Source organism: Brevundimonas subvibrioides ATCC 15264, assembly GCF_000144605.1.
Classification (GTDB): Bacteria; Pseudomonadota; Alphaproteobacteria; order Caulobacterales; family Caulobacteraceae; genus Brevundimonas; species Brevundimonas subvibrioides.
In genome coordinates, this window is sequence record NC_014375.1 from 1690477 (window position 1) to 1710735 (window position 20259).

Consider the following 20259-nt stretch of genomic DNA (forward strand, 5'->3'; position numbering starts at 1 on the left):
TTGACGCTCCGTTAGCTGTTCGCCAAAGGACTTGAACCGCTTTCTTGCGTGAGCGGCCGAAAAACCGGCGGATCAATGTCCAACGGTGTTCGACCAACCCGCCGATGGGGCCATCCGGCAACCTGACGCGACAGAAGGCGTTCCGACGTCAGGCCAATTCCGGCCTCCGGCGGGACAAAACCGATTTCATCAGGGGCCGCAGCGTGCTGACGCGTTGTGGTTCCAGGGTTCCACGAGTCAGACCAAAAAGCAGGAACTGGCGACACATGCAAAAGACCAACATTCTTCTCGCTCTGGCCGGCGCTGCCGTGCTCATGGCGGGCTCGCCGGCACTGGCCCAGGCCCCGGCGGCAACGCCTCCTGCGGCCGAAGCGGCCGCGACCGCCCCCGCTGCGACCACCCCGGCCGCCGCGACTCCTGCTGAAGAGGCTCCGGCTGAAGAAGCAACCGGCGGCCACAGCGGCCCGATCACCCCGGTTTCCATGTTCAACGACGCGACCCTGGTCGTGAAGGTTGTCATGATCGGCCTGCTGCTCGCCTCCATCTTCTCGTGGGCCCTGCTGTTCATCAAGCTGCTCGAGTACGGCGGCCTGAACCGCAAGACCGACCGGTTCTTGGAAGAGTTCCGGGCCACCCGCACCATCGCCGACATGCGCCGCGTGGCCACGTCCGATGAATACGACGGCAACCCGCTGGCCGACATGGCCGCCGCCGCTACCGAAGAAGTCGAACTGTCCCGTCAGGCCGGCCTCTCGGTCACCGGCGATCACCGCGACTCGGCCCTGTTCCGCGCCCAGTCGGCCGTCGCCGCCGTCCAGGCCGGTCTGGCCGCCCGTCTGTCGGGTGGACAGCAGTTCCTGGCCTCGGTTGGTTCGACCGGCCCGTTCGTGGGTCTGTTCGGTACCGTGTACGGGATCATGAACTCCTTCATCGGGATCGTTGAGTCCAACACGACCAACCTGGCCGCCGTGGCGCCGGGTATCGCCGAAGCCCTGCTGGCCACCGGTATCGGCCTCTTCGCCGCTATCCCGGCCGTGGTGTTCTACAACTACTTCAACACCCGCATCTCCGCCTACGGCACCCGCTCGGACGGCTTCGCCGCTGAACTGCTGAACGGTATCTCCCGCCAGCTCGACAAGGGAGCGTAAGCAAGATGGCCGCCAAACTTGGAGGTTCGGGCGGCGGTAAGTATCAGGTCGAGCAGACCGCTGACATCAACGTCACTCCGTTCGTTGATATCATGCTCGTCCTGCTCATCATCTTCATGGTCGCCTCTTCGGTGGCGACCGTGTCGGTGGTGGTGAAGCTTCCCGTCGCGCTCGCGCCGCCCGCTGAAAATCCGCCGAAGCCGGTCTTCATCTCGATCAGGACCGACGGCCGCGTATTCATCGGCGATGGTGAAACGACTTTCGACACGCTCGGGGCCGAACTGACCAGCCAGATCGGCCGCCGGGATCCGACCAAGGAACGCATCTTCATTCGTGCGGACCAGCAGACGCGCTACGGTGACTTCATGCAGACCATGAATGCACTGCAGGACGCCGGCTTCTACAGCGTCGCCCTGGTCGGCGAAGACAAAGCACCGCAGTAGGAACGGGAAATCACATGACAGATACACCCGTCGAGTATCACCGCAGCCGTTATGACGCGCCCCGGACGAAGGCCTCGCCTTTGACTTGGTTCATTGTTCTCGGTGTCGTCTGCGTACTGTTTGCGGTTCTGTTCTACTTTCTGCAGAAGCAACGCTTCGAACTGAAGACGATGGATTACGTCGACGACGCGGTCGACGTCGAGATCATTGAGCCGATCCCGCCGCCGCCGCCGCCGCCGCCGCCGCCGCCTCCGCCGGACACCCCGCCGCCGCCCAAGCTGCAGGTCCGTCCGCCGGTGATCAACACCACGGCACCGCCGCCGCCGATCACCCTGCCGATCGAGCCGACGAAGAAGGAAGACCGCGTCGAATACACGGGCCCGCCCGTTATCGTCCCCGGTCCGCCGCCTCCGCCAGCCCCTCCGGCTCCGGTGCGTCCGCCGGTCATCACCAACCCGGTGTGGTCTCGCGCCGTGGCTCCGGAGTTCCCCGAGCGCGCACTGGAACGAGGCATTTCTGGCTCGGTTCAGATGAGCTGCACGGTCAATCCGAACGGAAGCGTGAGCAACTGCAGCGTGGTGTCGGAAAACCCGCCAGGTGCCGGCTTCGGCCGCGCGGTTCTGGCGTCGACCAGAAGCGCCCGACTGTCCCCGCGTTCCGTCGACGGCGTCGCCGTTGGTGGACGGGTGACCTGGACCGTCAGGTTCAACGTCCCCGACTAGGCTATCTGTTCAATCGTGAAACACCCCGGGAATCTCCCGGGGTGTTTTGCGTTTGGCCGACAGGACATGAAGTTCAATCCGTCCTTGATCGCCCCTCTTTGTCCCGCTAGAGAACGCCCCTCGCGTTGCCCGACAGGGTCGCTGCGCCGCCTTAGCTCAGTTGGTTAGAGCGCCGGTTTGTGGAACCGGAGGTCCTCAGTTCAAGCCTGAGAGGCGGTACCATCCCTTCGCCCCAGGGGCTCCGTCAGGCTGGTCCGCCGCCGATGGACATCCGGGCTTTTCCGGCCCCCGACACACGCGATCCCAGTTCTGCCAGACGTGAAATCGCGTCAGCCAGCCTGGCATCCGTTTCCGCGATCGTATCGATGACGCCCTGGCGAGCCCGATCCAGACGGTTCGGGTCGGGACGGACCTTGCGGGGCCGCTTGCCGGCCAGACCGAGGCCGTCGCGCCAATCCAGCCGCCAGGCGTCGATCGCCTCCGGCAGGGCTACGAGCCTTGCGGCCAGCCCGTCCTCGGCATTCGGCATGGCCCGCAGCAGGGGCAGGGCCGCCACGGCCGAGGACCGAGCGGCGATGAGGGTATCGAGGCGGATCTGCAGGGGATGAGGGGCGGTCACGCCCGCGGCGGGCTGGGCCTCTGCCGGAGCAGGCTCATCGGTGTCCATCGCCGCAAGAGACTGATCATGCGGCTCACGAAGGACTGGCGACGGCGGGGGATCGCTCTCCGGCTCCTGGGCGTCGGCGAAGCCGGGCGGGTCGGCCGGTGTCGCATCGCCCGCGTCCCGATCGGCCAGCCAGGCCCGGGCGGCCACGATGTGGGCGTCGAGATCGGTGAGGGCCTCGCGCGTGTGGGTCCAGAGGTCCTCCAGAGCCCGCCCGCGGCCGGCAGCCGCACGGCCTCGCTGGGCGATCTCGGCGGCGGTTTCCGAAGCCAGCGGGGCCGCCGCGGTCCAGGCGGCGCGAAAGGCCTTCAGCCGTCCGGCACGGTTGTCGAAGAGCCCGGCCAGACCCCGGGGCGGTTCGAGCCGGGTTGTGTCCAGTGCGTTCAGGCCGTCCTTCAGGCGCGCCAGCAGGGCCCGGCAGTCGTCGTATCCGCTGGACGAAAGCGCGAGGTGGGCGCGGGCGTTCAGCTCTGCGAGGGCCGCGCGGGGACCCTCGCCGAAGGCGGCGCAGGCGTCCGCGTCGTCCAGAATGGAGAACCGGATGGCGTCAACGCGTTCGGCATCGGGGACCGGCGCGCCGTTGCCCAGACCGACCAATCCCGTTGCCCCCATGTCATCCTCCGTCGTCCGGACCTCTCGCGGGTCCGGTACCGGCGATCACTATGGCGCAGAGTTCAGGGTTTGCGAAACGGTGTAGCTTGCCTCTGTCTTTGCCGCGACCTCGTCCAGGGTCACGCCCTCGGCCAGTTCGACCAGTTCCAGGCCCGCGCCGTCCGGCTTGACGTCGAAGACGGCCAGATCGGTGATGATGCGGCTGACCACGCCCGTGCCGGTCAGGGGCAGGGTGCAGGCCTTCAGCACCTTGGACTGGCCGTGCTTGTTGGCGTGGTCCATCACGACCACGACGCGCTTGACGCCGGCGACGAGGTCCATGGCCCCGCCCATGCCCTTCACCAGCTTGCCGGGGATCATCCAGTTGGCGATGTCGCCGTTCTCGGCCACTTCCATGGCCCCAAGGATGGACAGATTGATGTGGCCGCCCCGGATCATGGCGAAGCTGTCGGCCGAGCTGAAATAGGCGCTCTCGGGGATCTCGGTGATCGTCTGCTTGCCGGCATTGATCAGGTCGGCGTCGACCTCATTGTCATAGGGGAAGGGGCCCATCCCCAGCATGCCGTTCTCGGACTGCAGGGTGACCTCCATCCCGGCCGGGATGTAGTTGGCGACCAGGGTCGGAATGCCGATGCCCAGGTTCACATAGAAGCCGTCCTGCAGTTCCTGGGCGGCGCGTTCGGCGAGCTGTTCGCGGGTGCGGGGCATCAGAGTTCTCCGGTTGCGGGCAGGGGGCTGACGCCCCGGTCGGCGAAGACGCGCTTGGCGACGCGCAGGGCATTGGTGGCGGCGGGGAAGCCCGCGTAGAGGGCGACCTGCATCAGGGCCTCGACGATCTCGGCTGGGGTGACCCCGACCGACAGCGCCCCGTTGATGTGGCCCTTCAACTGGTCGACCGGGTGGCCGAGGGCGGCGAGGGCCCCGAGGGTGACCATCTGGCGGCTTTTCGGGTCCAGGCCCGGGCGGCTCATCATCTCGCCGTAGCCGAACTCCACCATCATGTCGGCGAAGTCGGGGGCGATCGGGGCCATGCCCTTGCGCAGGGCTCCTTCGAGGCCCGGATCCAGGGTCGCCATATAGGCGGCGCCGCGCCCGGCGCGTTCGGCGTCAGGCACCGGCGTGCTGGCGGACGGTCCGCTGCTCGATGCGCTTCTCGAAGGTGCCCTGGATGATGCGGTCGACGTAGATCCCGGGGGTGTGGATGTGGTCGGGGTCCAGCGAGCCCGTCGGCACGATCTCCTCGACCTCGACGACGCAGACCTTGCCGGCCGTGGCCATCATCGGGTTGAAGTTGCGGGCGGTCTTTCGGAACACGAGGTTGCCGCGTTCGTCGGCCTTCCAGGCCTTGACGATCGACAGGTCGGCGACGAGGCCGGTCTCCATGACGTAGTCGCGGCCGTCGAAGGTGCGGACGTCCTTGCCCTCGGCGACGAGGGTGCCGACGCCGGTGGCGGTGAAGAAGGCGGGGATGCCCGCGCCGCCCGCGCGGATGCGCTCGGCCAGGGTGCCTTGCGGGTTGAATTCCAGCTGCAGTTCGCCGGCCAGGTACTGGCGCTCGAACTCCTTGTTCTCGCCGACGTAGGACGAGATCATCTTGGCGATCTGGCGGGTCTCCAGAAGCTGGCCGAGGCCGAAGCCGTCCACGCCCGCATTGTTGGAGATGACCGTGAGGTCCTTCACGCCCGTGTCGCGCAGGGCGGCGATCAGGTTCTCGGGGATGCCACACAGGCCGAAGCCGCCGGACATGATCGTCATGCCGTCGAAGGTCAGGCCCTCCAGCGCGGTCCTGGCATCGGCGTAGATCTTGCGCATCGTTTCCCCTTTTTCACCGTCTGATGAATAACGCGGCGTGTCACGCTCCATACGGTGGGCGAGGCCGTTGGGCAAGCCAAGGGCCCGAACCCGGCGATCGCAAAAAACACCGTCCGACCCGTCCGACCCGTTCGCCCTCGAGGCCCCTGAACCGTCCGGATGAGCAGGAGGTGGGGGGAAATGTCGGCGGGCGCAAGTCGGCGCATTCAGCGGGCCCGACCCAATGTCACGGGATGGACCGGCGGTTTGCCGCGTTCGCGGTAACGGGCCCCCTTGAGCATGCCGAGCAAGGCCTCCCAGTGGATGCCGAACATCACCTTCCAGGTCAGCAGGGGATGGGTAAGCCAGGCTCTGAACAGGGCCGCGTCGGTCAGGGGACGGCGCGTTCCAGCGAAGGAAGCGGTCAGGATCGGGGTCTCGCCCCGGCGCACGGCGACGACCACCGAGACGGCGTCGTCCGGTGCATGGACGGTGAAGTCGTAGGTCAGGGCCATGTCCATGAAGGGGGACACGAAGAAGGTCTTGCCCGTGGTCTGGCGAACGACCGCGCGGCGTCCCCCCTCCACCGCTTCGCGGTCCCCCTCCCCCAAAGGGGGAGGATTAGGCACGGCGACGAGGTAGGAGTGCCGCTCGTTGAAGGTGTTGGTCACCTCGTAGAGCAGGGCGGCCAGGGTGCCGTCCGGGCGGTGGCAGAAATAGACCGCCAGCGGGTTGAAGCCGTAGCCCAGGATGCGGGGCATGCAGAGCAGCCGGATCGGGCCGCCCGCGACGTCGATGCCGGCGGCCGACAGGTGGTGCTCGACCTGGATTCGCAGGGGCGTGTCGCTGCGGTCGCCATGGTCCCGGGCGCGCCAGGTCATCAGGCCGAAAGCCCCGTTGCGGAGCCAGCGCAGGGGGCGGATGGCATCCTCGGCCGTGTCGAGGTCCAGCAGCAGCATGTAGAGGCGATAGCGCAGGGTATGCCGGATGCCGACGACGCGGTGATGCACGACCTCGCCGATGTAGAGGGCGTTCTGATCCTCCCCCGGGGAGCGCAGCGAAACGGGGGAGGGGGACCGCGGAGGCCGCTTGGCCGAGGGGGTGGAGGGGGCGACCCCGGACACTGTGCCTGCGTCCGCCCCCTCCACCACCCTTCGGGCGGTCCCCCTCCCCCGCGGAGGGGCGGGGGAGGATTGTTGGGTCGCGCTCAAGCCGCCTCGGACAGGGTGGCGGTTGCGCCCAGCACGATCCGCCCGCTTTCGTTGGCGACCGACCAGGGCCGACGCACGCCGCCCAGCTGTTCGGCGACGGCCAGCCCGGCCTGGAGCCCGTCCTCATGGAAGCCCGAGCCGAACCAGGCCCCGGCGAACCAGACGCCGCCCTCGCCCTGCAGGGACCACAGCTCGGCTTGCGCGCGCACGGCGGCGGTGTCGAAGACGGGGTGTTCGTAATCCCATTCCCCGAGCACCAGGGCCGGATCAGGATCCCTGGCCGGGTTCAGGCTGACGAACAGGGGCGGGCCGGACAGGGACTGGAGCTCGTTCATCCAGTAGGTCACGCCGCCTTCGCCCGCGCGGTCGGAATAGCCCTTGTGGGTCCAGGCGGCCCACGCCTTGCGCCGCTTCGGCATCAGGGACGTGTCGCGGTGCAGGATGGCGCGGTTGGGCCGGTAGCGGATCGCGCCGAGCAGGCGGCGCTCGTCCGGCGTCGGCTGGTCCAGCAGGCGCAGCGCCTGATCCGAATGGGTGGCGAGGACGACATCGTCGAAGCGTTCGACGCGGCTGTCCGCGAAACGGACCGAGGCGCCGATCGAATCACGGGAGACCCCGACGACGCCGGCGTTCAGCACTGTCTCTCCGGCGAAGTCGGCCTGCAGGCGGCGGACATATTCCCGGCTGCCGCCGTCCACGGTGCGCCATGTCGGCTTCAGGTCATAGGTCAGCAGGTTGTGGTTCATGTAGAACCGCACGAAGGAGGCGGCGGGATAGCCCGTCATCTGATCCAGGGTCGAGGACCAGATCGCGGCGGCCTGGGGCAGCAGGTGGGCATCGCGGAACAGCCGGCCATAGCCCTTGCGCGCCAGATAGGCGTCGAGCGTCTCGCCCGTCCGCTCCATCTCGGGGAGATCCTTAGGCGCCTGTTTCTGGAAGCGCAGCAGGTCGCCGATCATGCCCCAGAATTTCGGGCTGGCGTAGTTGCGCTTCTGGGCGAACAGGGCGGCGATGCCGTGGCTCGAGTATTCGAAGGCCCCGTCGTCCATGCTCACGGCGAAGGACATGTGGGCGGCCTTGGTCGGCACGGACAGGTGCTCGAACATCGCCTTCAGGTTGGGATAGTTGTCCTCGTTGTAGACGATGAAGCCGGTGTCCACCGCGACGGGGGACGAGGGGCTGGGCGCCTCCACCGTATTGGAGTGGCCGCCGACGCGGTCGTCCGCCTCGAACAGGGTCACGTCGTGCGACCGCGACATCAGCCAGGCGCAGGACAGGCCGGCGATGCCCGATCCGACCACGGCGATGCGCTTTCTGGCGGCGGGGCGATCGGTCGAGGCGACGAGATGGGCGCTCATGGGGTCTCCGGACAGCATGTAGGGTGTTGGCCCGGAGCTACGGCGGGCGAGCCGGCGTGGATGAGATCATCCGTCGCGCCCGACCTTGCGTAGTTGGGTGGTCTTCCGCAGCGGAGCCGTTACACCTTTGACAGGCGTAAGCGGCTCGGCCCGCCCACGCAATGTCAGGATCGCCGCATGAACATCACCAACGTCGCCATTCGCCAGCTTCAGGATGCGCCCTTTCCCGACTTCATCACCCGCCCGGCGATCGCCAGCCTGGTGACCGAGGCGAGGAAGAAGCTGGACCGCGACGGCCCGCACGATTCGGCCGAATTCGCTCGCCAGATGGCGGTACGCGCCATCGCCGAACACACCGATGCGGCCAACGACCAGCATTACGAACTGCCGCCCGAGTTCTTCAAAATCTGCCTGGGCGCGCGGCTGAAATACTCCTGCTGCCTGTACGGCGACGGGGCCGAGACCCTGAACCAGGCCGAGGAGAAAGCCCTGGCCGAAAGCTGCGCCCATGCGGAACTGGTCGACGGCCAGAGCGTGCTGGAGCTGGGCTGCGGCTGGGGTTCGCTGAGCCTGTGGATGGCGGAAAAGTATCCGAACAGCCGGATTACCGCGGTGTCGAACAGCCACGGCCAGCGCGGTCACATCGAGGAACAGGCGGCCCTGCGCGGCCTGACCAACCTGAATGTCATCACCTGCGACATGAACGACTTCCAGGCCCCGGCGGCCGGCACCTATGACCGGATCGTCTCGGTCGAGATGTTCGAGCACATGGCCAACTGGCGGGCCCTGCTGACGCGCGCGAAGGGCTGGCTGAAGCCCGAGGGGCGGATGTTCATCCACATCTTCACGCACCGGGACGCGCCCTACCGGTTCGATCACACCGACAACGGCGACTTCATCGCCCAGCATTTCTTCACCGGCGGCGTGATGCCCAGCCAGGACCTGATGCACCAGTTCCCCGACCTGTTCGCGGTCGAGCAGCAATGGACCTGGAACGGCGGGAACTATGCCCGCACGGCCGAGGACTGGCTGGCCAATATGGACGCGAACCCGGATCGGGTTCTGGAGTTGATGCAGGAGACCTATGGCCGCGAAAACGCGAAGCTGTGGGTTCGTCGCTGGCGCCGGTTCTATCTGGCGACGGCCGGCCTGTTCGGAAACGACGGCGGCAACACATGGGCCGTCACCCACTATCGCCTGAAACCCGCCTGAAGAGAGACTGACGCATGCTGAAATGGATCGTGGCCTATCTGTCGACCGGCGTGGCGATGGCGGTCGTGGACTTCGGATGGCTGACCACCATGACCGACCGGCTGTACAAGCCCGTCATCGGTCCGATCATGGCCCCCAAGCCGGACATGGTCGCGGCGGTGATCTTCTATCTGATCTATGTCGGCGGCATCGTCTTCCTGGCGGTCGCCCCGGCGCTGAAAGAGGGGGCCTGGACGCGCGCGGCGATCAACGGCGCGGCCCTGGGGTTCGTCGCCTATGCGACCTATGACCTGACCAACCAGGCCACGCTGCAGGTCTGGCAGTGGAAGCTGACGATCATCGACCTGTGCTGGGGCACCTTCCTGACCATGGCGTCGGCGACCCTGGGCTATCTGGCCACCAGCGCGCTGACCGGACGCGCCTGACAAGGCCCGCCCCCTGACCGCTCGTCCGATGCCGGTTGCCTTTTGGGCAACCGGTGATATGGCCGATGGTGGACAGGTTCCGGGAGGGAAACGATGCGCAAGTTGATGCTGCTGGGGCTTGCCGGTTTGTTGGCCGCGGGGACGACGTCGGCGGCCTCGGCCCAGAGCAAGAAACAGCAGGCACCGTCCGTCGACACATCGGCCCAGGCGACCTACGGCGACCATACGCTGAATGCCGGTTTCAACCCCGACCCGTATCGGGTGGACCTCACCTCGGGCGGGGCGGTTAACGCCGGTGACCTGGGCGGAAGCTGCACCGGGATGGTCGCCGTCGCTCCGGACGTTCAGCTGAATTATGGAAGCGGCAGCCTGCCGCTGACCTTTTCGGTGCGCAGCGATGCCGACACCACCCTGGTCATCAACGGGCCCGACGGACGCTGGAGTTGCGACGATGACTCGGGCGACGGCAGCAACCCCCAGGTGACCTATCAGCGTCCGCTCAGCGGGATCTACGACGTCTATGTCGGGGCCTACGGGGGCAACTCAGGCGCCGCACAGCTGTTGATCAGCGAGCTTGGACGGACGTCCGACAGCGGGGGTGTCTCATCCGGTCTGGTCGATGCCTCGGCACCGGCAAACTTCGGGGAGATCTCTCTGAGCGCCGGCTTCACAGGGGATCCGCGGCGCGTCCAGATCTATTCCGGCGGGGCCGTGGACGCTGCGCAGGTCGCCAGCGGGTGCGTCGGGATGGTGTCCCGGTCACCCGACTATCAGGTGACCTATGACGCCGGCAGCCTGCCTATGACCTTTGGGGTCACGGCATCCGGCGACACGACCATCATGATCAATGGTCCGGATGGCCGCTGGTACTGCGATGACGACTCCGGCGGCCAGGGCGACCCGGAATACACCTTCCGCAATCCACAGTCGGGCATCTATGACGTCTGGGTGGGGGCCTACGGCGGACGCAGCGTGTCCGGCGAGCTCTTCATCACCGAACTGGGGCGCTAGTCTACCCGGCCTAACCCGCGGGCCATTGCGGAGGGCCAGACGCCTCTGGTGACCCGCACGCCGGGGTCGTCGCGAGACTGGCCTGACGGTTCCCGACAGCTGGCCTGAAGCCATTGTTTTCGGCGTAGCGATGATATCTGCTGCCCAAAAGGACGCGAGGTCCGGGGGAGACGGGTCATGAGACTTTGGTTGGTGCTGGGCGGGGCGGCGACGATCGGCCTGGCGGGCTGTGCGGTCGATCCGTATGCCTACGGGGCGACCTCGCCGTATGATCAGTACGGGCCCAGCGGCGCCGGCCAGTCCTATGGCCAGGGTGTCGATACCGGCGCGACCGCGACCTACGGCGAAATCTACCTCGACTCCGGCTTCGACGAGGATCCCTACCGGGTGGATGTGACGTCGGGGGGAAGCATCGATGCCTCGACGATCGCCAGCGGCTGCACCGGCATGGTGTCGCGTGCGCCGGACTTCCAGCTGACCTATGACGCCGGCAGCCTGCCGCTGACGTTCGGCGTCAACGGTCAGGTCGACACGACCCTGGTCATCAACGGACCGGACGGCCGCTGGACCTGCGACGACGATTCCGGCGGCAACACCGACCCGGAGATCACCTATTCGCGTCCGCAGTCCGGCACCTATGACGTCTGGGTCGGCGCGTTCGGCGGCGACAGCGGTCCGGCGGAGCTGTTCGTGACCGAGCTGGGCAGCGACTACGGCCGCAGCAACGACTACGGCGACAACAACGACTATGACCGCGATCGCGGCCGTAACGACCGGTACGACAACGATCGGGGCAACGGCCGGCGCGACAACGGCGGGCGGAACGGCCTGTATGGCGACAACGGCCGGACCTATGACGGCGGCGGCTATCCCGACAGCTCGGCGACGGCCGCCTATGGCGAGATCGATCTGAGCTCCGGGTTCCGCGGCGACCCCTATACGGTGTCGGTCATGGCGGGCGGCAGCATCGATGCCTCGACCGTGGACGACAGCTGCTCGGGCACCATCGCCTCGGCGCCGGATTTCCAGATCACCTACGACGCCGGAAGCCTGCCCCTGACCATCGGGGCGACCTCGAGCGGGGACGTCACCCTGGTCGTCAACGGCCCGGACGGCGAATGGTATTGCGACGACGACTCGGGCGGCAGCAATGATGCGGAGCTGACGTTCCGGCGGCCGTCGTCGGGTGTCTATGACATCTGGGTCGGGTCGTACGGCGGCGACAGCATCGCGGCCGAGCTGTTCTTCACCGAGCTGCGTTAACCTTTTCACTCGTGCGTGGCGCGTGCGTCATGGCGCGCCACGGAACGGCCCGGCTATAGAAGCCGGGTCGTTTTGCGTTCGGGGGCGTATCGGGGTGAAGGCGGGCATCAATGCCGTGACAGCCGCGCTGGTCGTGGGCATCGGGATCGGGCTGGTCCTGACGCCGGACGGTCGCGCCTGGCTGCGCCGTCCGACCCTGATGCTCGGTGCAGCGGCCAATGCCTCGGCCGGGCCGGGACCCGGCCAGCCCGCGGCCCCGCCCGTGGTCGCACCCGTCCTGCCCACACTGACGCCCCTGCAGGAGAAGGCCGCGCGCGGCAGCCTGCGCATCGGCGTGTTCGGCGATTCCATGGGCGACGGATTGTGGACCGCGCTGTATCGCGATCTCCGCGCGCAGCCGGGCGTCACGGTGACCAAGTTCAGCGAGGTCTCGACCGGGCTGAGCCGCTACGACTACGTCGACATCCAGGCCAAGACGGCGCGCCAGATCGCCGAACAGCCGGTCGACGTGGCGGTGATCCTGTTCGGCACCAACGATGCCCAGGGCATCAGCATGGATGGCGAGATCCACGATTTCGGCACCGAGGGCTGGAAGGTCGCCTATGCCCGACGGGTCGACGACCTGGTGGCGATGCTGCGGGGCCGGGACATCGCGGTCTACTGGGTCGGCCTGCCCAAGATGAAGCGCGCCGGGTTCGATGCGAAGATGGCCCTGATCAACGGGGTCGTGTCGGCGCGGATGGCAGCGCTGGGCGTGCCCTATATCGAGACCGAAAGCCTGACCGAGAACGCGGACGGCGAGTATGACGCCTATCTGCCCGAGACGGGCACGGGTCGGCGGCGGCTGATGCGGGCCAACGACGGGATCCACATGTCGATGGCGGGCTATCTGCGGATCGCCGAGCCGGTCGCCGCGCGGCTGAAGCGCGATGCGGGGCTCGACGCACCGGTCGTGCCGACCGCGCCCGCCGCCGGGGTGTGATCCGGACAGCCCTGATCGCTGCGGGTGCGCTGGCCGTCGCGGGCGCGTCAGGCGCGCAGGAGCGTCCCTATGCGCCCCTGCCGTCGCCGGTCAGCGCCACCTGTGCCAACGGCCTGTGTCAGCCCGGGGCGCTTGCGTCCCTTTTCACGGCCCTGGCTCGGCCCGGACGACCCGTGCGCATCGTGCAGTTCGGCGACAGCCATACGGCGGGGGGCGACATCGCGGCCTCGCTGATGTGGCGGCTGCGCGGGCGGTTCGAGGAGCGCGAGATCGCCCTCAGCGCTCAGGGCGAGGTCGGCGCGACCCTGAACGCCATGGCCGGGACCGAACCCCTGCTGGCACCCGGGGACGGGACGCCGGACCTCGTCGTGATCGCCTATGGCACCAACGAGGGGTTCGACGATCTGCTGGACCCGGCCGCCTATGAGACCCTGCTGCGGGGCCAGATCACGCGGGTGAGGCAGGCGGCTCCGGGGGCATCGATCCTGATCCTCGGGGCCCCCGAGGCGATGCGCGGGGACGGCGGGGGGACCTGTCCCGGCGACGTCGAGCAGCGCTGGAAGGCCCCGGCCATGCTGTCCGTGGTGCGGGATGTGCAGCACCGGGTCGCCGCGTCGACGGGCGTCGCGTTCTGGGACTGGAAAGGCCGCATGGGGGGAGACTGTTCGGCCTTTGCCCTGACGCAGGGCGACACGCCCCTGATGCGCGGCGATCATGTGCATTTCACCGGGCCCGGCGGGGACTGGATCGGGTCGCTGCTTTTCGCCGACCTGATGACGGCCTACGACCGGCGGGGCTTCTGACATGCTGTTCCCGACGCTGGCCTTCGGCGTGTTCTTCCTGTTCGTCTATTTCACCGCCTGGTCGCTGGAACGCGAGAACGGGCGGCGAAAGCTGTTCCTGCTGCTGGCCAGCTGGTTCTTCTATGCCCAGTGGGACTGGCGGTTCGTCGCCCTGCTGATCGCGTCGGCGATCCTCAACTGGGGTGTCGCGGTCCTGGTCGCGCGCAGGCCGGCGGACCGGCGCGCCTGGCTGGTGGGGCTGGGCGTCGCGGTCAATCTGCTGATCCTGGGCGTCTTCAAATACTACGGCTTCTTCGTCGAACAGGCGGGTGACCTGCTGACCCGGTTCGGCTGGGAGCGGGACCTGCCGCTGCTGCAGATCGTGCTGCCGGTGGGGATCTCGTTCTTCACCTTCCAGGGCATTTCCTATGTCGTGGACGTGCACCGGGGAAAGACGCCGCTGGCCAGGAGCCTGCTGGACGTCATGCTGCTGATGAGCTTCTTCCCGCACCTGGTGGCCGGGCCGATCGTGCGGGCGTCCGACCTGCTGCCCCAGTTCGACCGCGTGCCTCGGCTGACGCGCGAGATGGCGGCGCACGGCCTGCTGCTGATCTGCTGGGGCCTGTTCAAGAAGACGGTGATCGCCTCCGAGCTGTCGGTGCGGCTGGTCGACCCGGTCTTCTTCGATCCATCCGCATACGGAACATGGGATTTGGTGGCCGCCGTCTACGGCTATGCGGTCCAGATCTATTGCGACTTCTCGGCCTATTCGGACATGGCGATCGGGATCGCGGCGCTGCTCGGCTACTCGTTCCCGCGCAATTTCGACCAGCCGTACCGGGCCAGTTCGATGCAGGACTTCTGGCGGCGCTGGCACATCAGCCTGTCCAGCTGGCTGCGGGACTATCTCTATGTGCCGCTGGGCGGCGGCAGGAAGGGGCTGGCCCGGTCCTGCCTGAACGTCTTCGTCACCATGCTGCTGGGCGGGCTGTGGCACGGGGCGGCCTGGACCTTCGTGGCCTGGGGGGCGCTGCACGGCGGGGTCCAGGTGGTAGAGCGGCTGGGCAGATCGGTTCTGGGGCCGGGCAGGGGGCCGCCCGCCTGGCTGGGCGTGCTGATTACCTTCCACATCGTCTGCCTGGGCTGGATCCTGTTCCGGGCCGAGACCTTCCCCATGGCGATGGAGGTGCTGACGGGTCTGGGGCGGTTCGAGCCGGCGACGCTCGTCACGCCCTTCCTGCTGGTGCTCATCGTCGGCGGGCTGGCCATGCATTGGCTGCCGCCGCGCGCGATCGAGGGCGTCGCGACCTGGCTCAAGCCCGCGCCGTCGCTGACCATGGGCCTGCTGGTCGGCGCTGCGATCCTGCTGGTCGAGGCGGTCAGGCCCGACGGCGTCGCGCCCTTCATCTATTTCCAGTTCTGAGGGGGCGAGCCGATGACCCAGCATCCCGACGATCCCGAGACGCCGCTGGCCCCGTTCCCTGTGGCGAACACCGTCTCGCCGTTCCCGCCGCTGGAAGGCGAGCGGGTCGAGCCCTATCTGGACGCAGCGCCGGCCGATCCTCCCAGCGACTGGATCGAAACCGCCGACGCCCACGACCTGCCGACCGCACCGCATGACGCGCCGACGGTGAACCCCCTGATCGCCCTGGGACGGTTCGCCTTCCCGCCGGGGGCACCGCCGGACGACGAGGGTGTGGCGGCCCGGGAGCGGCGCTGGGCCAGCCGGACGATCGTGCTGGCGACGGCCTTCCTGCTGATCTTCAACGCCGTCTCGATCCAGAACTGGTCACGGCAACAGGCCCCGGGGTGGGTGACCACCACGGTCCGCAGGCTGGCCGACGTCTGGGCCGAGCAGATCGCCCAGCTGGGGGCTGACCAGCCCCGGCAGGCCGTGCGCGACGGCTACGAGGCCGGGCGGGATGCGGACTGGCCCCGGTCGGGCTGATCGTCAGCCCAGAAAGCCCAGCCCGCGGGTTCCGAAGTTGCCGAGGTTGGGGAAGATCGTGTCGAGGTTCGATTCCGACACGCCCATCCAACGCCCCATGGTCGCGCCGTACTGATCGACCGAGGTGGTCGGCACCAGGGACGCCCGGCTCATATCGGGGTTCCGGAACGTGCCCAGATCGACGCCCAGGGTCGGATACTGGCCGTAGATGTCGCCGCCCCGTACGGAGCCGCCCATGACGAAATGGTGGCCGCCCCAGGCGTGGTCGGTGCCGTCGCCGTTTGTCGTGAAGGTTCGTGAAAAGTCCGAGGCGGTGAAGGTGGTCACCGCCGGGCGCATGTTCACGCCTCCCAGATTGCCCAGGGCGCTGTCGAAATAGGCCATGGCGTGGGCCACCTTGGCCAGATTGTTGGCCTGGGCCGTGTTCTGGAAGTCGTGGGTGTCCCAGCCGCCGAGGCTGACGAAGAACACCTGGCGCTTGGCCCCCAGCGCCGGGGCGGCGGCGATCATGCGGGCCACGGTCTGCAACTGGACGGCCAGGGAGTTGGTCTCGGTCGCGCCGGTGATGGGGTTCACATAGGCGGGCGCGGCCTGGACGCCCGTCACGGCGGCTGACGCGAAGACGCTGTTGACCGAGGTGGCCGCGCCGATCGATCGGCCGGTGGTCGTCGCATAGTCCGCCGCGAACAGACTGGCCGAGGAGGTATCGGTGATGATGTCGCGCACCCGGCCCGGTGCCACGGTCGATCCGAACAGGCTGTTGGCCGACTGGCCGGTGATGACGACGGCCGGCTGGGCGGCGGTCGTCATCTGGTACTGGACGACGCTCTGACCCGACAGGAAGACGGCGTTTCCGGCCGTGGAGATGGCGGTGAACAGGGATCCGTTGCCGTTGAGGCTGGACAGCAGGTCGCCGTAGCGGCCGCCCCAGCCGACCCGGGCACCCTCGGTCTGACCCGCCTGCCAGGTCGACTGCTGGTCGTTGTGCGAGAACAGGTTCGCCGGGAAGGCCACGGTCCGCCCCTGATACTGGGCCTTGGTGATCGGACGGATCAGGGTGCCGACATTGGCCACGACGCCCAGACGTCCGGCGTCGAACAGGGTCTTCAGCGGACCCAGGAAGGGATGCAGGCCGAAGGTGCGGACCGTCGCGTTCGTCCCGGCGGGGATGGGGTTGGGCGTGCGCGGCACGATGGGCAGGACGCCGCCCCAGGCCTCGGGCGTATTGGCCTGGGCCACGCGGCCCGTGACGGGACTGGTCGCCCCGACCGGGGTGGGCGGAGTGCCGACCGGCATCAGGGCGATGGGCGCATTGCCGGTGTTGCGCGCGGCGAAGTAACGGCCCCAGGAATCGCTGTCGGTGGCGAGGACGGTGTTGTGGCTGTCGTTGCCGCCGAACAGGAAGATGCAGACGAGGGCCTTGTAGTCCGGCGCGCTCTGGCTGGCGGCATTGCCGGCGGCCATCAACTGGGCGGCGAAGGGGCTGGCCGCCCCCAGCATCGACATGGCCCCGCCGATGCGGAGCAGCTGACGACGGTTGTGGATTCCGTGGGTCATCTTGCCGTCCTCACCGCTGAACCAGATAGTCGGGCGACACCATCGTCATATAGACGGCCAGCTTCGACCGGTTCAGCAGGGCGGTGTCGATCGCTGCCTGATTGGTCCCGGTGGCGGCCGGGACCGCCACGCTGTTGATGCTCTCGACCAGGCGCGCCCGCAGCTGGGTCGTCATGGTGCCGTACAGAAGCATCCGGTTCATCCGGTCGGCGAGGGCATTGGCGTCTGCGGCCACCGCGATCTCCCGGGTATAGGGGGACAGGACGTCCCGACCGGTCCCGATGCCGTTTCCGATCGCGCCCTGCATGGTGTTGGCATAGCCGGCGACGGTCACCTCATCCACGATCTGGAACTCGGGCGCGGTCAGGTTGGCGGTGCCGAGCCGGGTATTGGGCGGGACGTAGCCGGGCCGGAAGAAGTTGAACACCGAGGGGGACGACAGGGCGGACTGGCTGAGCGAGGTATTGGCGCTGGTCGAGTTCAGCAGATAGTTGCCGCTGACCGAGGTCGCCCCGAACGCCCGCATCCAGTTGGTCATGCGGATCACAGGCTCGCGCACCTTGCCCGCGGTCGAGGCCGATAGGACGGTGATGTCGCGGGCCTCGGTGTCCAGCAGGATGGTCCGGACCACCGCGGCCAGGTCGCCGCGCACCCCCGAGCCGTTGTTGACGAAGGTCGCCGAGCAGCGGCCGACGTAGGCCGGGGTCGGATTCGAGGTCACCAGCCGCTGGATCAGCTGTTTGCAGATGAAGGGCGGGACGTTGACGTTGTTGAAGATGGCGTCCAGCGCGATCTTCAGGTCATCGGCAGCGTCCGTCGATCCTTCCGGGATCGTGGTCCCGAGAAAGGTCTTGACCGACGTCGAATGGTAGTTGGCGTAGGGGATCATCGGCCGGACGTAGCTGTCGGGCGTGCGGGAGCCGCCGAAGAAGGTCGAGTTCGTCGGCGTGGCCGCATACCAGCTGAAGCCCGTGAACACGCGCGCCAGGTTCGAGATGTCGGACGGGGTGTAGGTCGGGATCGGATTGTTCGACGAGTCGCGCCGGACGGTGCCGTCCATGTTCAGTTCCTGGACCCCCAGCGACATCAACTGCATGACCTCGCGGGCGAAATTCTCGTCCGGGTTCCGGCCGGTGGTCGCGTCTTCCTTCTGGTTCGCCAGGTGGGTCAGGTAGATCCCCATCATCGGATGCAGGGCGACCTGCTCCAGCAGGGTGCGGTAGTTGCCGAAGGCATTGGCCCCCAGCATGTCGTAGTAGGCACCGGCCCCGCGGATATCGATGTTGGGATCCAGCACGGAGATGACGAAGATCTCCGACAGGGCCAGCTTCATCCGCTCGCGCAGCTGGGCCTGTCCGGTGGCGGAATAGAGCCAGAAGCTTTCATAGAACTGGTTGGCGCCGAGCGACGCCGTGGGATTGGTCAGGCGCAACTGGGCCAGACGGTTGTCCAGATAGGTCAGATGCGACGACGACTGGGCCGCCATCTGCTGGGTCAGCCAGCCGCTGTAGCCGATGGCGATGACGGCATCGATCTCAGCATCGGTCGGTCCGAAGGTCGCCTGGGTCAGAAGCCGGGCGGCTTCGGCGGGCGTGGGGGCCGCGACCGGAGGCGGAGGGGCCGGGCCGCCACCGCCGCCGCTGGAGCCGCCGCCGCCACCACCGCCGCAGGACGCGAGGCCGATCGCCAGGGCGAAGGGGAGGGCCAGCGTTCGCGCCCAGCCGAAGAGTGATGGATTCCGCACGCCTGTCCCCCGACACGCAGCCGTTTTTACGGCCTTCTGGATTGCTCAGGGGTAGGCTTACAATATGAATAAATGGCTTGAAACCGATGTTCGGCCGGTCACGCTATCGGGAGCAGCTTCGCCATATACCGACCGATCACTGTTCGTTGATCGCCGAAGTTGTAACGGGCCATGACAGGGCGACAGTGCTTTGCTTCCGGCTGTGCGGCCACGCCTGGTGAGCCGCCGAAGGAGGTGTCACGATGCTTGATCTGCTCAGCCGGCTGATCGCTCCCATCCTTGCCGCTGCCAGCCTGTCGCTGGCGGGCTCCGCCGGTGCCCAGACCCCGCCGACCGTCGTGCTCGTCCACGGCGCCTGGGCCGATGGTTCGTCGTGGGAGACCGTCATTCCCTATCTGCATCGCGCGGGCCTGCGCGTCGTCGCCGTGCAGAACCCGCTTTCCAGCCTCGAGGCGGACGTGGCCAACGTAAACCGCGTGATCGCCGACCAGCCGGGTGATGTGGTTCTGGTCGGCCACTCCTACGGCGGCGTGGTCATTTCGGAAGCCGGCAACAGCCCGGGGGTCAAGGGGCTCGTCTATGTCACGGCATTCGCCCCCGGGCCCAATCAGGGGGTGAACTCCATCCTGTCGGGCTTTCCGCCGCCCGTCTGGTTTCCGCTGCTGCACGCCGACGCCGGGGGCTGGGTGACCTGGCCCGCCGAGGCCATGGCGACCTATTTCTCCGCCGGACTGCCGCCTGAGCTGCAGACCGTGCTGGCCGCGACCCAGCACCCGACCTTCTTCAAGGTCAACGACGACACCATCGGTGCCGTCCCGGCCTGGACCCATCATCCGACGACCTACGTCGTCGCCACCCAGGACCAGATCATCCCGCCGCCGTTGCAGCAGGCCTTCGCCCAGGCCATCGGCGCGACGGTGGTCCCGGTCGACGGGGGACATCTGGTCATGCTGGCGCAGCCGGAGGCCGTTGCAGCGGCCATCATCGCGGCTGTGGAACGCGTCGACTGATCAGGTCGCGGGCGTCTCGACCGGGTCGCGCGGCTGGGGAGGCACGGGGTTGGTGCCGTCGGGGTTGGGCAGGACGTCGGGCTGGGACGCGTCGGGGATGCCGGCACCCGGCTCCGGCGGGGAGCCGACGCCGGGCTCGATCGCGCCGGTCGCCTCGTTCTGGCCCTCGGGCATGGTCGCCGCCGTTTCCGGCACGTTGGCCGGCGTGTCTTCGGCCTGGGTGCAGGCGGAGATGGACAGCGCCGCGAGGCCGGCGACGATGAGCATGGAGGAGGGCTTCATGGCCGGTTCCTGTTCCTGAAGTCCTGCGGCCGCGGTGCCGCCTGGCTGGACAACCGTCGATCGGCGAAGAGGTTCCAGGCGGGCCGTGGCAGGC

General features: G+C 67.8%; 21 protein-coding genes and 1 tRNA gene. 13 read left to right on the forward strand and 9 right to left on the reverse strand.

The window, feature by feature from the left end; genetic code table 11:
* Positions 1–266 precede the first annotated feature (266 nt).
* The 4 genes from BRESU_RS08470 to BRESU_RS08485 all read left to right on the forward strand — a co-directional run bounded on the left by BRESU_RS08470 (position 267) and on the right by BRESU_RS08485 (position 2535).
* Positions 267–1148: a MotA/TolQ/ExbB proton channel family protein gene (locus BRESU_RS08470; RefSeq protein ID WP_013269126.1), complete on the forward strand. Its 882-nt coding sequence runs from the start codon at positions 267–269 to the stop codon at positions 1146–1148.
* A gap of 5 nt (positions 1149–1153) precedes the next feature.
* A complete protein-coding gene (locus BRESU_RS08475) occupies positions 1154–1591 on the forward strand; it encodes a biopolymer transporter ExbD (RefSeq protein ID WP_013269127.1) in 438 nt (145 codons plus the stop codon).
* Between the two features lie 14 nt (positions 1592–1605).
* On the forward strand, positions 1606–2313 hold the full coding sequence (locus tag BRESU_RS08480; RefSeq protein ID WP_013269128.1) for an energy transducer TonB: 708 nt from the start codon (positions 1606–1608) through the stop codon (positions 2311–2313).
* A 145-nt stretch (positions 2314–2458) separates the two neighbouring features.
* Positions 2459–2535, forward strand: a tRNA-His gene (locus BRESU_RS08485).
* A 22-nt stretch (positions 2536–2557) separates the two neighbouring features.
* Here the strand turns inward: BRESU_RS08485 and BRESU_RS08490 are convergent.
* The 6 genes from BRESU_RS08490 to BRESU_RS08515 form a co-directional block, all read right to left on the reverse strand.
* The gene (locus BRESU_RS08490; RefSeq protein WP_013269129.1) at positions 2558–3589 is read right to left on the reverse strand and encodes a hypothetical protein; all 1032 of its coding nucleotides are present in this window, start codon (positions 3587–3589) and stop codon (positions 2558–2560) included.
* 48 nt (positions 3590–3637) lie between these two features.
* A complete protein-coding gene (locus tag BRESU_RS08495; protein WP_013269130.1) occupies positions 3638–4297 on the reverse strand; it encodes a 3-oxoacid CoA-transferase subunit B in 660 nt (219 codons plus the stop codon).
* Positions 4297–4704 (reverse strand): carboxymuconolactone decarboxylase family protein, encoded by a 408-nt coding sequence (locus tag BRESU_RS08500; protein WP_013269131.1) that lies wholly within the window; start codon positions 4702–4704, stop codon positions 4297–4299. Before BRESU_RS08500 ends, BRESU_RS08495 begins: the two co-directional genes overlap by 1 nt.
* Positions 4697–5401 carry a CoA transferase subunit A gene (locus tag BRESU_RS08505; RefSeq protein ID WP_013269132.1) on the reverse strand — a complete coding sequence of 235 codons (705 nt, stop codon included), beginning with the start codon at positions 5399–5401 and terminating at the stop codon, positions 4697–4699. Before BRESU_RS08505 ends, BRESU_RS08500 begins: the two co-directional genes overlap by 8 nt.
* 206 nt (positions 5402–5607) lie before the next feature.
* Positions 5608–6504: a DUF1365 domain-containing protein gene (locus BRESU_RS08510; protein ID WP_245528622.1), complete on the reverse strand. Its 897-nt coding sequence runs from the start codon at positions 6502–6504 to the stop codon at positions 5608–5610.
* 83 nt (positions 6505–6587) lie between these two features.
* Complete coding sequence (locus tag BRESU_RS08515) at positions 6588–7949, reverse strand: NAD(P)/FAD-dependent oxidoreductase (protein WP_013269134.1); 1362 nt, start codon at positions 7947–7949, stop codon at positions 6588–6590.
* Positions 7950–8126: 177 nt separating this feature from the next.
* On the opposite strand from BRESU_RS08515, the gene BRESU_RS08520 reads away from it, so the two are divergent.
* The 8 genes from BRESU_RS08520 to BRESU_RS08560 all read left to right on the forward strand — a co-directional run bounded on the left by BRESU_RS08520 (position 8127) and on the right by BRESU_RS08560 (position 15572).
* Positions 8127–9161, forward strand: a complete 1035-nt coding sequence (locus BRESU_RS08520) for an SAM-dependent methyltransferase (protein WP_013269135.1) — start codon at positions 8127–8129, stop codon at positions 9159–9161.
* A 14-nt stretch (positions 9162–9175) separates the two neighbouring features.
* A complete protein-coding gene (locus BRESU_RS08525; RefSeq protein ID WP_013269136.1) occupies positions 9176–9586 on the forward strand; it encodes a DUF2177 family protein in 411 nt (136 codons plus the stop codon).
* 93 nt (positions 9587–9679) lie between these two features.
* Complete coding sequence (locus BRESU_RS17610) at positions 9680–10597, forward strand: hypothetical protein (protein ID WP_013269137.1); 918 nt, start codon at positions 9680–9682, stop codon at positions 10595–10597.
* 177 nt (positions 10598–10774) lie between these two features.
* Positions 10775–11860, forward strand: coding sequence for a hypothetical protein (locus BRESU_RS16905; protein ID WP_013269138.1), 1086 nt, complete (start codon positions 10775–10777; stop codon positions 11858–11860).
* 94 nt (positions 11861–11954) lie between these two features.
* Positions 11955–12842 (forward strand): SGNH/GDSL hydrolase family protein, encoded by an 888-nt coding sequence (locus BRESU_RS08545; RefSeq protein ID WP_013269139.1) that lies wholly within the window; start codon positions 11955–11957, stop codon positions 12840–12842.
* The gene (locus BRESU_RS16910) at positions 12839–13645 is read left to right on the forward strand and encodes a GDSL-type esterase/lipase family protein (protein ID WP_013269140.1); all 807 of its coding nucleotides are present in this window, start codon (positions 12839–12841) and stop codon (positions 13643–13645) included. Before BRESU_RS08545 ends, BRESU_RS16910 begins: the two co-directional genes overlap by 4 nt.
* Before the next feature lies 1 nt (position 13646).
* Positions 13647–15047: an MBOAT family O-acyltransferase gene (locus BRESU_RS08555; protein WP_013269141.1), complete on the forward strand. Its 1401-nt coding sequence runs from the start codon at positions 13647–13649 to the stop codon at positions 15045–15047.
* A 12-nt stretch (positions 15048–15059) separates the two neighbouring features.
* Positions 15060–15572, forward strand: a complete 513-nt coding sequence (locus BRESU_RS08560; protein ID WP_013269142.1) for a hypothetical protein — start codon at positions 15060–15062, stop codon at positions 15570–15572.
* Positions 15573–15575: 3 nt separating this feature from the next.
* Here the strand turns inward: BRESU_RS08560 and BRESU_RS08565 are convergent, their stop codons facing one another.
* Both BRESU_RS08565 and BRESU_RS08570 read right to left on the reverse strand, forming a co-directional pair.
* On the reverse strand, positions 15576–17129 hold the full coding sequence (locus BRESU_RS08565) for a DUF1501 domain-containing protein (RefSeq protein ID WP_013269143.1): 1554 nt from the start codon (positions 17127–17129) through the stop codon (positions 15576–15578).
* A 10-nt stretch (positions 17130–17139) separates the two neighbouring features.
* The gene (locus tag BRESU_RS08570; protein WP_013269144.1) at positions 17140–18873 is read right to left on the reverse strand and encodes a DUF1800 domain-containing protein; all 1734 of its coding nucleotides are present in this window, start codon (positions 18871–18873) and stop codon (positions 17140–17142) included.
* 242 nt (positions 18874–19115) lie between these two features.
* Between BRESU_RS08570 and BRESU_RS08575 the strand changes: the two genes are divergently transcribed.
* Positions 19116–19883 (forward strand): alpha/beta fold hydrolase, encoded by a 768-nt coding sequence (locus BRESU_RS08575; protein ID WP_013269145.1) that lies wholly within the window; start codon positions 19116–19118, stop codon positions 19881–19883.
* Here BRESU_RS08575 and BRESU_RS08580 read toward each other — a convergent pair whose 3' ends face one another.
* Complete coding sequence (locus tag BRESU_RS08580) at positions 19884–20165, reverse strand: hypothetical protein (protein WP_013269146.1); 282 nt, start codon at positions 20163–20165, stop codon at positions 19884–19886.
* Positions 20166–20259: the final 94 nt, after the last annotated feature.